General features: G+C 67.0%; 10 protein-coding genes and 1 pseudogene. 4 read left to right on the top strand and 7 right to left on the bottom strand.

Annotated elements, in window-relative coordinates; all coding sequences use genetic code 11:
• From glnA to acnA, 4 genes and pseudogenes are all read left to right on the top strand, one after another.
• Positions 1 to 700, top strand: a pseudogene (glnA, locus tag VF643_RS05330) (glutamine synthetase); the annotation flags it as partial.
• A 460-nt stretch (positions 701 to 1,160) separates the two neighbouring features.
• Positions 1,161 to 2,549, top strand: coding sequence for a DEAD/DEAH box helicase (locus VF643_RS05325; RefSeq protein ID WP_331042336.1), 1,389 nt, complete (start codon positions 1,161 to 1,163; stop codon positions 2,547 to 2,549).
• Between the two features lie 77 nt (positions 2,550 to 2,626).
• On the top strand, positions 2,627 to 2,881 hold the full coding sequence (locus tag VF643_RS05320; protein WP_331042335.1) for a hypothetical protein: 255 nt from the start codon (positions 2,627 to 2,629) through the stop codon (positions 2,879 to 2,881).
• Between the two features lie 212 nt (positions 2,882 to 3,093).
• Positions 3,094 to 5,778 (top strand): aconitate hydratase AcnA, encoded by a 2,685-nt coding sequence (gene acnA / locus VF643_RS05315; RefSeq protein WP_331042334.1) that lies wholly within the window; start codon positions 3,094 to 3,096, stop codon positions 5,776 to 5,778.
• Between the two features lie 31 nt (positions 5,779 to 5,809).
• Here acnA and VF643_RS05310 read toward each other — a convergent pair whose 3' ends face one another.
• The 7 genes from VF643_RS05310 to VF643_RS05280 form a co-directional block, all read right to left on the bottom strand.
• Positions 5,810 to 7,204: an amino acid permease gene (locus tag VF643_RS05310; protein ID WP_331042333.1), complete on the bottom strand. Its 1,395-nt coding sequence runs from the start codon at positions 7,202 to 7,204 to the stop codon at positions 5,810 to 5,812.
• Positions 7,205 to 7,328: 124 nt separating this feature from the next.
• Complete coding sequence (locus VF643_RS05305; RefSeq protein ID WP_331042332.1) at positions 7,329 to 7,682, bottom strand: iron-sulfur cluster assembly accessory protein; 354 nt, start codon at positions 7,680 to 7,682, stop codon at positions 7,329 to 7,331.
• A 123-nt stretch (positions 7,683 to 7,805) separates the two neighbouring features.
• The gene (locus VF643_RS05300; protein ID WP_331042331.1) at positions 7,806 to 8,258 is read right to left on the bottom strand and encodes an SUF system Fe-S cluster assembly protein; all 453 of its coding nucleotides are present in this window, start codon (positions 8,256 to 8,258) and stop codon (positions 7,806 to 7,808) included.
• Entirely contained in the window at positions 8,255 to 9,469 is a 1,215-nt protein-coding gene (locus VF643_RS05295; RefSeq protein ID WP_331042330.1) for a cysteine desulfurase, read from the bottom strand. Before VF643_RS05295 ends, VF643_RS05300 begins: the two co-directional genes overlap by 4 nt.
• A 208-nt stretch (positions 9,470 to 9,677) precedes the next feature.
• Positions 9,678 to 10,748: a SufD family Fe-S cluster assembly protein gene (locus VF643_RS05290; RefSeq protein ID WP_331042329.1), complete on the bottom strand. Its 1,071-nt coding sequence runs from the start codon at positions 10,746 to 10,748 to the stop codon at positions 9,678 to 9,680.
• A 151-nt stretch (positions 10,749 to 10,899) separates the two neighbouring features.
• A complete protein-coding gene (gene sufC, locus VF643_RS05285) occupies positions 10,900 to 11,700 on the bottom strand; it encodes a Fe-S cluster assembly ATPase SufC (protein ID WP_331042328.1) in 801 nt (266 codons plus the stop codon).
• Positions 11,700 to 11,900: a hypothetical protein gene (locus tag VF643_RS05280; protein ID WP_331042327.1), complete on the bottom strand. Its 201-nt coding sequence runs from the start codon at positions 11,898 to 11,900 to the stop codon at positions 11,700 to 11,702. The genes sufC and VF643_RS05280 overlap by 1 nt, the downstream gene beginning before the upstream one ends.
• Between the last annotated feature and the right edge of the window lie 108 nt (positions 11,901 to 12,008).

Here is a 12,008-nt window from a genome sequence, read left to right as displayed (position 1 = left end):
GATCTACAAATACGTCGTCCACCAGGTCGCGCATGCGTATGGCAAGACCGCCACGTTCATGCCCAAGCCGATCAAGGAAGACAACGGATCGGGCATGCACACGCACTTCTCGATCTGGAACGGCAAGGAACCGCTGTTCGCGGGTAACGGCTATGCGGGCCTGTCCGACATGTGCCTGTATTTCATCGGCGGCATCATCAAGCACGCAAAGGCGGTCAACGCCTTCACCAATCCGTCGACCAACAGCTACAAGCGCCTGGTCCCGGGCTATGAAGCACCGGTGCTGCTCGCCTATTCGGCGCGCAACCGCTCGGCCTCGTGCCGCATCCCCTACGGCACCGGTCCCAAGGCGAAGCGCGTCGAGGTGCGCTTCCCCGATGCGCTGGCGAACCCGTATCTCGCTTATGCTGCGCTGATGATGGCCGGGATGGACGGCATCCTGAACAAGATCCATCCCGGCGAAGCGATGGACAAGAACCTGTACGACCTGCCGCCTGCCGAACTGGCGCAGGTGCCGACCGTCGCCGGCTCGCTGCGCGAAGCGCTCGACTGCCTGGAGGCGGATCACGACTTCCTGCTGAAGGGCGACGTGTTCTCGGTCGATCAGATTCTGTCGTTCGTCGAGATCAAGCGGTCGGAAGTGGCACGGTGGGAGATGACGCCGAGTCCGGTTGAGTATGATATGTACTACAGCGGTTGAGGCCGGCTACGCCCGGCCGGTGCGGGGGAGCGAAGCGACCCCGCACAACCGCTGCCGGCCGGCCTCGCCCAAGCGAGGACCGACGGCGCGGCTTTGCCGCGGCGTGGCGCTGATGACGAAGACGTACCCTTATCAACGCCAATCGCCCTCACCCGTCCGCGGCGCCGGCCCCCATGAAAGTAATACTTTCATGGGATCCCTTCGCCGCTCCCTCCCTCTCCCGTTGGGAGAGGGAAGAGGCGCGCAGCGCCGATAGGGTGAGGGCGACCCACCTTGACAAATCCTCCCAGCTCGTCCACATGCCCACCATCGAAGCGTATGCAGCGTGATTGATTCCCCAGAGGGAACAAGTTCCGCCTCGGTCGTTCCAACGGGCTTCCCTTTTCACGCGGGGTGTCAAACACCACCGCCACCCGAGCGTCCGATGACGCGCGGGCATGGCCCCTATCAAGGCTATCCAATGTCATTCTCCCATCTCGGCCTCGCCGAGCCCCTCGTCCGTGCGCTCGAAGCCAAGGGCTATTCCGAACCCACGCCGATCCAGCGCGACGCGATCCCCCTCGTCCTCGAAGGCGGCGACCTGCTCGGCATCGCGCAGACCGGCACCGGCAAGACTGCCGCGTTCGTGCTGCCGTCGATCCAGCGCATGGTGGAAGCTCCCAAGCGCGTCCTGCCGACCCACTGCCGCATGCTCGTCCTCGCCCCCACCCGCGAACTCGCCAGCCAGATCGCCGAGAGCGCGCGCGACTATGGCAAATTCTCGAAGATGTCCGTCACCACCGTCTTCGGCGGCACCAGCATCAACAAGAACCGCCAGGACATGAGCCGCGGCGTCGATATCCTCGTCGCCACGCCGGGCCGCCTCATCGACCTGGTCGAGCAGGGCTTCGTCAACCTGTCGATGATCGAGATCCTCGTGCTCGACGAGGCTGACCAGATGCTCGACCTCGGCTTCATCCATGCGCTGAAAAAGATCGTCCGCATGGTCCCGCGCAAGCGCCAGACCTTGTTCTTCTCGGCGACGATGCCGGTGTCGATCCGCGAGCTGGCCAGCCAGTTCCTGAACGATCCCAAGACGGTCAGCGTCAAGCCCGCGGCGACCACCGCAGAGCGCGTCGATCAATATGTCACCTTCGTCAACCAGGCGGAAAAGCAGGCGCTGCTCACCTTGCTGCTGAAGAGCGAAGCGATCGACCGCGCGCTCGTCTTCACCCGCACCAAGCACGGCGCCGACCGCGTCGTGAAGCTGCTGGCGGGCAACGGCATCGCCTCGAACGCGATCCACGGCAACAAGAGCCAGGGCCAGCGCGAGCGCGCGCTGGGCGAGTTCAAATCCGGGCAGGTCAAGATCCTGGTCGCCACCGATATCGCCGCGCGCGGCATCGACGTGTCCGGGGTCAGCCACGTGCTGAACTTCGAACTGCCCAACGTGCCCGAGCAGTACGTCCACCGCATCGGCCGCACCGCGCGCGCGGGCGCCAGCGGCATCGCGATCGCCTTCTGCGCGGACGACGAGAAGCCGTACCTGCGCGATATCGAGCGCACCACGCGCCAGAAGATCCCGGTCCGCGATCTGCCGCAGGATTTCTTGCAGCAGGCGAACAAGATCAAGTCCGAGCGCGTCGCCACGATCGGCGCCGATCCCGCCCCGCGTGAGGATCGCCCGCGCGGCCGTCCCCTCCCCCGCCCCCGTGCGACGCACGCCCCGGTCAAGACAGCCGACGCGCGCCGCGGCGGCGGCGGCGGCAGCAGCTTCGGCGGTGGTCAGGGCGCAGGCGGCGGCCGCAGCGGCGGCAACCGGCGCCCGGGCGGCGGCGGGGGACGCGGCCCCCGCACGGTCAACGCCTGATCCTTCTGGGCTCCCGCCACGTCGGCGGGAGCCTGTCGGCCCCAGGGGCGTTGCGCTTGCGACCAGGGAGTTGAACGATGGACATCGCACACACCACCGCCGCCGAACGCATCGCCCGCGTGATCGCCGGCCACCGCCTGAGCGCCAATGCCGACGGTGCGGACAGTTCGGCCGGCACTGCGGTGGACCGCGTGTGGCGCGAGCATCTGGGTGAGGCGGTCGCGATCCTGCACACTTTGCGCGAACCCGATGCCGCCATGGCCGAGGTCGGCGACGCAGCGGTCTGGGAACGCATGGTGCGCGTCGCGATCGAGCGAGCGGAGAAGGCCTGAGTGGGAGAGGTTCGGCTACCCCGCGATCATGTCGTCTGGCGCGCCCTTCGCAGCTGCGGCAAAACACCGCTTCGTGCCCTTCCCCCGCCGCCGCCCCCTTGCTAAGGCCACCTCCAATAGTCGACTTCGGCTCCGGTACGGCTTAGACAAGGGTGAACGGGGATTGACCCGCATCCCCGTCGGTTCCGGACCTTGAAAAGGGAAGGATACGCATGACCGCGATCGGCCAGGACACGCTCGGCACCCGCTCCACGTTGGACGTAGGCAGCAAGACCTACCATTATTACAGCCTGGACAAGGCGGCGGCCAAGTTCGGCGATATCAGCCGCCTGCCCTTCTCGATGAAGGTACTGCTGGAGAACCTGCTGCGCTTCGAGGACGGCAGGACCGTGACGGTCGAGGACGTGCAGGCACTGGTCGATTGGCAGCAGGAACGCCGCAGCGACCGCGAGATCCAATATCGCCCGGCGCGCGTGCTGATGCAGGACTTCACCGGCGTTCCGTGCGTCGTTGATCTGGCCGCAATGCGCGATGCGATCACGAAACTGGGGGGCGATCCGGCCAAGATCAATCCGCAGGTGCCCGTCCATCTGGTCATCGACCACAGCGTCATGGTCGACGAATTCGGCACGCCGACCGCCTTCACCGACAACGTCGATCTGGAATATGAGCGCAACATCGAACGCTACGAATTCCTGAAATGGGGATCGAAGGCGCTCGACAATTTCCAGGTCGTGCCGCCGGGAACCGGCATCTGCCACCAGGTGAACCTCGAATATATCGGCCAGGCCGTGTGGTCGTCCGCATCCAGCGGCGAACACGGCGATGGCGCGATGGTCGCCTATCCGGATACGCTGGTCGGCACCGACAGCCACACGACGATGATAAACGGCCTCGGCGTGCTCGGCTGGGGGGTCGGCGGGATCGAGGCGGAGGCCGCGATGCTCGGCCAGCCGGTGTCGATGCTGATCCCCGAGGTCGTCGGCTTCAAGCTGACCGGCGCGCTGATGGAGGGCATCACCGCGACCGATCTGGTCTTGACCGTCACCCAGATGCTGCGTTCCAAGGGTGTCGTCGGGCGGTTCGTCGAATTCTACGGCCCCGGCCTGTCGGCGATGACCCTGGCCGACCGCGCGACGATCGCCAACATGGCGCCCGAATACGGCGCGACGTGCGGCTTCTTCCCAGTCGACGACAAGACGATCGAGTATCTGCGCCTGACCGCGCGCTCCGAGGAAACGATCGCGCTGGTCGAGGCCTATTCCAAGGCGAACGGCTTCTGGCGGGACGAGGATGCACTCGACCCGATCTTCACCGACACGCTCGAACTGGACATGGCCACCGTCACCGCGAGCCTTGCCGGCCCGAAGCGCCCGCAGGACCGCGTTTCGCTGGGCAAGGTGGACGAGGTGTTCAACGGCGATCTGTTCAAGATCTATCACAAGGAACGCGCCGTCCGCGCCGATATCGCCGAACTCGGCCATGACATCGGCGATGGGGACGTCGTGGTCGCGGCGATCACCAGCTGCACGAACACCTCCAACCCCAGCGTGCTTGTCGCCGCCGGGCTGGTGGCTCGCAAGGCGCATGCGCTGGGGCTGAAGCCGAAACCCTGGGTCAAGACCTCGCTGGCGCCGGGTAGCCAGGTCGTCACCGACTATCTCGACAAGGCGGGGCTGAGCGCCGATCTCGACGCGATCGGCTTCAACCTCGTCGGCTATGGCTGCACCACCTGCATCGGCAATTCCGGCCCGCTGGCGCCGGCGATCAGCCAGGCGATCGCCGACAACGATCTCGTCGCCGCCTCGGTGCTGTCGGGCAACCGCAATTTCGAAGGGCGGATCAGCCCCGACGTCCGCGCCAACTTCCTCGCCTCGCCGCCGCTGGTGGTGGCCTATGCGCTGAAGGGCAGCGTTACCACCGACATGGTCGAAACCCCGATCGGCCAGGGCACCGACGGCAGCGACGTGTATTTGAAGGATATCTGGCCGACCAACCAGGAAGTCCGCGAGCTGATGGACGCCAGCATCGACGATTCGATGTTCCGCAACCGCTATGGCAACGTCTATGCGGGCGATGCCAAGTGGCGCGCGATCGACGTGACGGGTTCGGATACGTACCAGTGGCGCGCCGGCTCCACCTATGTCGCCAACCCACCGTATTTCGACGGCATGACGATGACTCCGGCGCCGACCGCCGACATCATCGCCGCGAAGTCGCTGGCGATCCTGGGCGATTCGATCACCACCGATCACATCAGCCCCGCCGGCTCGATCAAGGCGGACAGCCCCGCAGGCGCGTTCCTGATGGAGCATCAGGTCGCCCGCCGCGACTTCAACAGCTATGGCGCGCGCCGCGGCAATCACGACGTGATGATGCGCGGCACGTTCGCCAACATCCGCATCAAGAACGAGATGGTTCCCGGCGTCGAAGGCGGCATGAGCCGCTATGACGGCGAGGTCATGCCGATCTATGACGCGGCGATGCGCTTCAAGGCCGACGGCGTGCCGCTGGTCGTTGTCGCGGGCAAGGAATATGGCACCGGATCGTCGCGCGACTGGGCGGCCAAGGGCACCAACCTGCTCGGCGTTCGTGCGGTGATCGCCGAGAGCTTCGAGCGCATCCATCGTTCCAACCTCGTCGGCATGGGCGTGCTGCCGCTCCAGTTCGCCGACGGCGTGACGCGCCAGACCTTGGGGCTGACCGGCGACGAGACGTTCACCATCGTCAACGTCGCCGGCCTGCGCCCGCGGCAGGCCGTCACGGTGCAACTGACCCGTGCCGACGGTTCGAGCGAGACGTTCGAGACCCGCTGCCGGATCGATACCGTCAACGAGCTGGAATATTTCCTGCACGGCGGCATTCTCCAGTATGTGCTGCGTAATCTGGCGGCGTGACACCCTGCGTTCGTGCTGAGCGAGCGATATGTCAGCCGATGGCCAGCGCGCGGGGCCTGGCATAGGCGAAATACAGGATCAGCCCCGCCAAGTTCCACGCGAGGAAGTAGAGTTCGGTCCTCAGCGGCAGGCTGAGGAACAGGTAGAGACACCCAAGGATGCCCGCCGGGCCGACCACCCATGCGGCGGGCGTGCGGAAGGTGCGCGGGGCATCCGGGGCGCGGCGGCGCATCACCAGCATGCAGGTGCACACCGCAACGAAGGCGGCGAGCGTCCCCGCATTGGCCAGCGCCGCGATCTCGCCCAGCGGCAGGAACCCGGCCAGCACGGCGACGATCGCGGCGGTGACGAGGGTGATCCGCACCGGCGCGCCGCGCTTCGACACCGTCGCCAGGCTCGGCGGCAGCAGGCCGTCGCGCGCCATCGTGAAGAAGATGCGGCTCTGCCCGAAGAGGAAGGCGAGCAGCACCGTCGGCAGCGCGATCACCGCCGAGGCGCCCAGGAATACCGCGACCTTCGGATGACCCAGTTCGCGCAGGATCAGCGCCAGCGGCTCGGCCGAGCCGGCGAAGCGCGCGAAGCCGATCGCGCCGACCGCGGTGACCGCGACGAGGATGTAGATCGCGACGCAGGCGACCATCGACCCGACGATGCCGATCGCGAGATCGCGCCCGGGGTTCTTCGTCTCCTCCGCGGCGGTCGAGATCGCGTCGAAGCCATAGAAGGCAAAGAAGATGATCGCCGCCGCCGCCATCACCCCGCGTTCGACGCCATCGGCGCTCAGCGCCTTGGGAAAGCCGTAGGGCATGAAGGGATGGAGGTTCGCCGCATCGAAAGTCGGCAGCGCGACCGCGACGAAGACGGCCAGCGCGACGATCTTGACGACGACGAGGACCGCGTTGAGCGTCGCGCTTTCCTTCGTCCCCGCCGAAAGCAGCAGCGCGACGACGCCGATGATGAAGACCGCGGGCACGTTGACGATGCCGCCGAGTTCGGGACTCTTGGCCAAGGCTTCGGGAAAGCCGAAGGCGGATTGCAGCAGCGGCGCGGCATAGCCCGACCAGCCGACCGCCACCGTCGAGACCACGAGCGAATATTCGAGGATCAGGCTCCATCCGATGATCCAGGCGATCAACTCGCCCAGCACGACATAGCTATAGGTATAGGCGCTGCCCGACGCCGGGATCATCGTCGCCATTTCGGCATAAGCGAGTGCCGCACAGGCGCAGATCGCGCCGGCGATCGCGAACGACAGGATCACCGACGGCCCTGCCAGACCGGCGCCGACGCCGATGAGCGTCAGGATGCCGGTGCCGACGATCGCGCCCACGCCCAGCGCGACGAGGTGCGGCCAGGAGAGCGTGCGGGCGAGCGCATTGGCCTGTGGCGTCGTGTCGACCACCTTCTTGCGGAACAGATCGGCCATATGCTTCCCCCAAATTGCCCGCCTTATTCCCCCGGCATCAAAGCCAAGGCAAGTGGCGCCTCGCCGCCCTCACCCTTCCCACGGCTGCGCCGCGGGCCCCTTCCCTCTCCCGCAAGGGAGGGCGTTAGACGGTAAAGCTCTCGCCGCAGCCGCAGGCGCCCTTGGCATTGGGATTGGCGAAGACGAAGCCGGCGTTGAAATCATCCTCCACCCAGTCCATCGTCGAGCCGATCAGATAGAGGATCGACCCGCCGTCGACGAACAAGGTGCCGCCCGGCGTGTCAATACGCTCGTCGAACGGCTTGGCTTCGGTCACGTAATCGACCGAATAGGCGAGGCCGGAACAGCCGCGGCGCGGGGTCGAGAGCTTTACCCCGATCGCGTCGGCGGGCGCGCGCGCCATGAGGTCGGCGATGCGTGCATGCGCCGACGCCGTGAGGTTCAGCGCGGCGGGACGCGGGCGTAGGGTCGTTGCCATTCTTCAATCTCCCAACCGTTCGTGGTGAGTAGCCGCTGAGCTTGCCGAAGCGGCGTATCGAACCACCTGTCCTTCGATACGCGCCTTCGACTTCGCTCAGTCGCTACTCAGGACGAACGGAGCCTATAGCATGCCCAGTTCGAGCTTGGCGTCGTCCGACATCTTCTGCGGATCCCAGGGTGGATCCCAGACCAGATTGACGTCCGCGGTCGCGATGCCCGGCACCGAAGCCACGCGAAGTTCGACCTCGGCCGGCATCGACTCGGCCACCGGGCAATGCGGCGTCGTCAGCGTCATCGTCACAACGGCATGGCCGCCGTCTGTCACCTCGACACCGTAGATCAGCCCGAGATCATAGATGTTCACCGGTATCTCGGGGTCGAAGATGTCCTTCAGCGCACCGATCACCGCTTCGTAAAGCGCGCCACCGGGTTCGCCGGGCGCGTCCCCGGCAGGCTTCTGGGCCAGAAAGCCCGAGAGATAATCGCGCTCACGCCCGATACCCGCAGGCGCGTCTTCCACGCGAGCCTTGGGCGGGGCGGTGACGCCTTCGACCTGTTCGACCTCGAAACTCATCCAAAGATCCTCGTCACTCTCTCGATACCGCGGACCAGCGCTTCCACGTCCGCCGGCCCGTTGTACACGCCGAAGCTGGCGCGCGCGGTCGCCTCGACACCCAGCGCATCCATCAGCGGCTGCGCGCAATGGTGGCCGGCGCGGATGGCGACCTTCGCCTCGTCCAATATGGTGCCGACGTCGTGGGGATGCACCCCCTCGACCGCGAAGCTGACGATGCCCGCCGAATCCTCCGGGCCGAACAGGCGCACGCTGTTCAGCTGGCCGAGCGCTGCGCGGGTCTGCGCCACCAGCGCGGTTTCGTGGGCGTGGATGCGATCCAGCCCCAGCCCTTCGACATAGTCGATCGCCGCCGCCAGCGCGAGCGTGCCGACGATGTGCGGCGTGCCCGCCTCGAACCGCCCCGGCGGCCTGGCGTAGGTGGTCCTGGCGAAGGTCACGCGGTCGATCATCGCGCCGCCGCCCTGGTACGGCGGCATGGCATCGAGCAGGTCGGCCCGCGCCCACAGCACGCCGATCCCGGTCGGGCCGTAGAGCTTATGCCCCGAAAAGACGTAGAAGTCGCAGCCGAGCGCCGCCACATCGACGGGCAGCCGCGCCACCGCCTGGCACCCGTCGAGCAATATCTTCGCGCCCACCGCATGCGCCAGCGCGACGGCGCGCTTGGCATCGAGGACCGAGCCAAGGACGTTCGAGACATGGGCGAGCGCGACCAGCTTGTGCCGGCCGGTCAGCATCGCCTCTGCCGCGTCGAGGTCGATACGGCCGTCGGCGGTCAGCGGAACGACGTCGATCGCCGCGCCGGTGCGCTCGGCGACCATCTGCCACGGCACGATATTGGCGTGATGTTCGAGCATCGACAGCAGGATGCGGTCACCGGGTTTCAGCTGCACGCCCGCCCAGCAGGTCGCGACGAGGTTGATCGCCTCTGTCGCGCCACGCACGAAGACGATCTCGTCGGGCGTTGCGGCACCGATGAAGCGCGCGACCCGGACCCGCGCGGCTTCATAGGCCTGAGTCATGTCGGCCGAGCGTGCATAGACGCCGCGGTGGACGGTCGCATAATCCTGCGCATAGCCACGGGTGATCGCGTCGATGACGGCTTGCGGCTTCTGCGCGGTGGCGGCGGTGTCGAGATAGGCCCAGCCTTCCGGAATCGCGGGGAAGTCGGCCAGCGTATCGAGCGGGCGAGCGGCGGCCAGGACGGTCATCGAACCATACCCGCCATTCCAAACCGGACACACCGGACACTACGCTGCGACGCAAACAGGGCCGCCGTGGAACCGCCGTCGAGAAAAGCCGAAACGCGCAGGAACGAGGGGCTGGACATGCCGCGACCATGCCGGGATTTGCCGGTGTAGGACAGCGGCTTGCCGGAGCGGTTGCCGGCACCGGTCCTGCGCCACCGCGCTGCTGCGCTCACAATGCCGCTTCCAGCCAGCGATCCGCGTCGGCCGCGAACGCCGCCCGCACCGTTTCGTCGGCGATGCGATCGAGCGAGTCAGCCACGAAGGCGCGGGTCAGCAGCGCCTGCGCGCGCGCGTGGGGAATGCCGCGGCTCTGCATGTAGAACAGCGCGCGGGCGTCGAGTTCGCCGACCGTCGCGCCGTGCGCGCACTTCACGTCGTCGGCGAAGATTTCGAGTTCGGGCTTGAGGTTGACGGTGGCGGTGCGCTTGAGGAGCAGGCCGCGCAAGGATTGTTCGCCATCGGTCTTCTGCGCATGGCGCGCGACCTCGACCGCGGCGGCGAGGCTGGCGGTGGAGCGATCGGCGGCGACCGCGCGCCAGAGTTGGTGGCTTTGGCCGTTGGGCGCGGCATGGCGGACGCGCACCGCGCATTCCTGACGCTGATCGCCCGAGGTGAGCAGGACGCCACCATATTCGGCGAACGCCCCTTCTCCGGCCAGCGTCAGCGCGGCGTCGAAGCGGGTGGCGGCGGCGCACGCGCCGAGCGCGGTCGAGACGAAGCTGGCGGCGTCCGCGATGCGGATATCGTCGGTGGCGGAGACGAAGCCGTCATGCCCCACGACCCGCACCGCGCGCATGACGCGGCTCCCGCGCGCCAGATCGAAGCGGGTCAGCGCGTTGGACCAGCCGGCTCCAGCATAGGTCTCGACAAGGGTAAGCACCGCATCTTCACCGAGGGTTATCAGCATCGGGGTATGGCTCGACCTGCCCGCATCGACGCGGATGATCTCGACCGTGGTGATCGAACCGGCGGCCAGCGTCAGCGCATGCCCCTGCCCCGCGGCGTGGCGGCCGAGCGGATGGTCGCTGGCGATCGCGGTCGTGATGAGCGGGAGGCCGGCGGGGGTGCTGAAACCGGCATCGAGGCGTCCGTCGACGAACACCAGGCGCGGCGCGTCGGCTAGGATCGCTTCGGGCACCACGGCTGCGGTCGAGGGCGTGGCGCGCGCGGCTTCGAGCGCGGGCATGTCCGACCAGCGCCAGGCTTCGTCGCGGGTGGTGGGGAGGGTGAGCACCGTCATCCGATCCTCCCCGCTCGCGGGGAGGGGGACCATCGCGCAGCGGTGGTGGAGGGGGTCGCCCACGCACGGTGCCGCTGGTGGAAAGCCCCCTCCACCACGCCGCTGCGCGTCGCGGTCCCCCTCCCCGTGCCGGGGAGGATCAAGGTCTTGGTCACGCCGCCACCTGTCCATAGCCCTGCGCTTCGAGTTCGTGCGCCAGTTCGGCGCCGCCGGTGCGGGTGATGCGGCCGTCGGCGAGGACGTGGACGAAATCGGGCCGCACGTAATCGAGCAGCCGCTGGTAATGGGTGATGAGCAGCACCGCTTTGTCCGCGCGCCGCATGATGCGGTTGATGCCGTCGCCGACGATGCGCAGCGCGTCGATGTCGAGGCCGCTGTCGGTCTCGTCGAGGATCGCGAATTTGGGATCGACGATGCCCATCTGCACCATCTCGTTGCGCTTCTTCTCGCCGCCCGAAAAGCCGACGTTGACCGGGCGTTTCAGCATTTCGGCGTCCATTTCCAGCTTGGCCGCCTCGCCGCGCGCGAGCTTGAGGAACTCCGCGCCCGACAACGGCTTCTCGCCGCGGCTGCCGCGCTGGGCGTTGAGCGCCTCGCGCAGGACCTGGACGTTGGAGACGCCGGGGATTTCGACCGGATATTGGAAGCCGAGGAACACGCCCGCCGCGGCGCGCTCGTTGGGCGCGAGCGCGAGGAGGTCGATCCAGTCGCCCTCATCCCCGTCTGTTCCCCGGCGAAGGCCGGGGTCCAGTTGCGATGAGGAAAGGAAACGCACGCTGCCCCCGGTCACCTCATACCCCGGCCGGCCGCCGAGGACATAGCCGAGCGTCGACTTGCCCGCGCCGTTCGGCCCCATGATCGCGTGGATTTCGCCCGCGTTCACATTGAGGGACAGACCTTTCAGGATTTCCTTGCCGTCGATTTCGGCGTGGAGGTTTTCGATTTTCAGCATCAATCTCTCAATTCAGCGATGATCTTGCGGATTTCGTCGGTGTCAAAGAGGCCGTCGCCCTGCACCATGAGACGCTGGCGGTACGGCTCCAGGTCGGGTGGTGCCTTCACCGACGTGAAGTCATCCCAATCGTAATCGCTACAGCCCGGCACATCGCCGATGAACCGCTCCAGCATGTCTGCGAGTTCGACCCTGTTCACGACGCACGTTCTGCACGTTCGTCACCCCGGCCTTGTGCCGGGGTCCAAGGTGCCACAAGCGAAGGCGTTCCTCGTGGAAGGCTGGACCCCGGCACAAGTCCGGGGTGA

Source organism: Sphingomonas sp. (assembly GCF_036387595.1).
Lineage (GTDB): Bacteria > Pseudomonadota > Alphaproteobacteria > Sphingomonadales > Sphingomonadaceae > Sphingomonas.
Note: the sequence above shows the minus strand (reverse complement) of the source record. Positions and strands in the feature narration are given on the sequence as shown.

Excerpts from the sequence above, each read along its gene's own strand:
- VF643_RS05325 (WP_331042336.1), top strand. The coding sequence starts at position 1,161 with ATGTCATTCTCCCATCTCGGCCTCGCCGAGCCCCTCGTCCGTGCGCTC.
- VF643_RS05320 (WP_331042335.1), top strand. The coding sequence starts at position 2,627 with ATGGACATCGCACACACCACCGCCGCCGAACGCATCGCCCGCGTGATC.
- acnA (WP_331042334.1), top strand. The coding sequence starts at position 3,094 with ATGACCGCGATCGGCCAGGACACGCTCGGCACCCGCTCCACGTTGGAC.
- VF643_RS05310 (WP_331042333.1), bottom strand. The coding sequence starts at position 7,204 with ATGGCCGATCTGTTCCGCAAGAAGGTGGTCGACACGACGCCACAGGCC.
- VF643_RS05305 (WP_331042332.1), bottom strand. The coding sequence starts at position 7,682 with ATGGCAACGACCCTACGCCCGCGTCCCGCCGCGCTGAACCTCACGGCG.
- VF643_RS05300 (WP_331042331.1), bottom strand. The coding sequence starts at position 8,258 with ATGAGTTTCGAGGTCGAACAGGTCGAAGGCGTCACCGCCCCGCCCAAG.
- VF643_RS05295 (WP_331042330.1), bottom strand. The coding sequence starts at position 9,469 with ATGACCGTCCTGGCCGCCGCTCGCCCGCTCGATACGCTGGCCGACTTC.
- VF643_RS05290 (WP_331042329.1), bottom strand. The coding sequence starts at position 10,748 with ATGACGGTGCTCACCCTCCCCACCACCCGCGACGAAGCCTGGCGCTGG.
- sufC (WP_331042328.1), bottom strand. The coding sequence starts at position 11,700 with ATGCTGAAAATCGAAAACCTCCACGCCGAAATCGACGGCAAGGAAATC.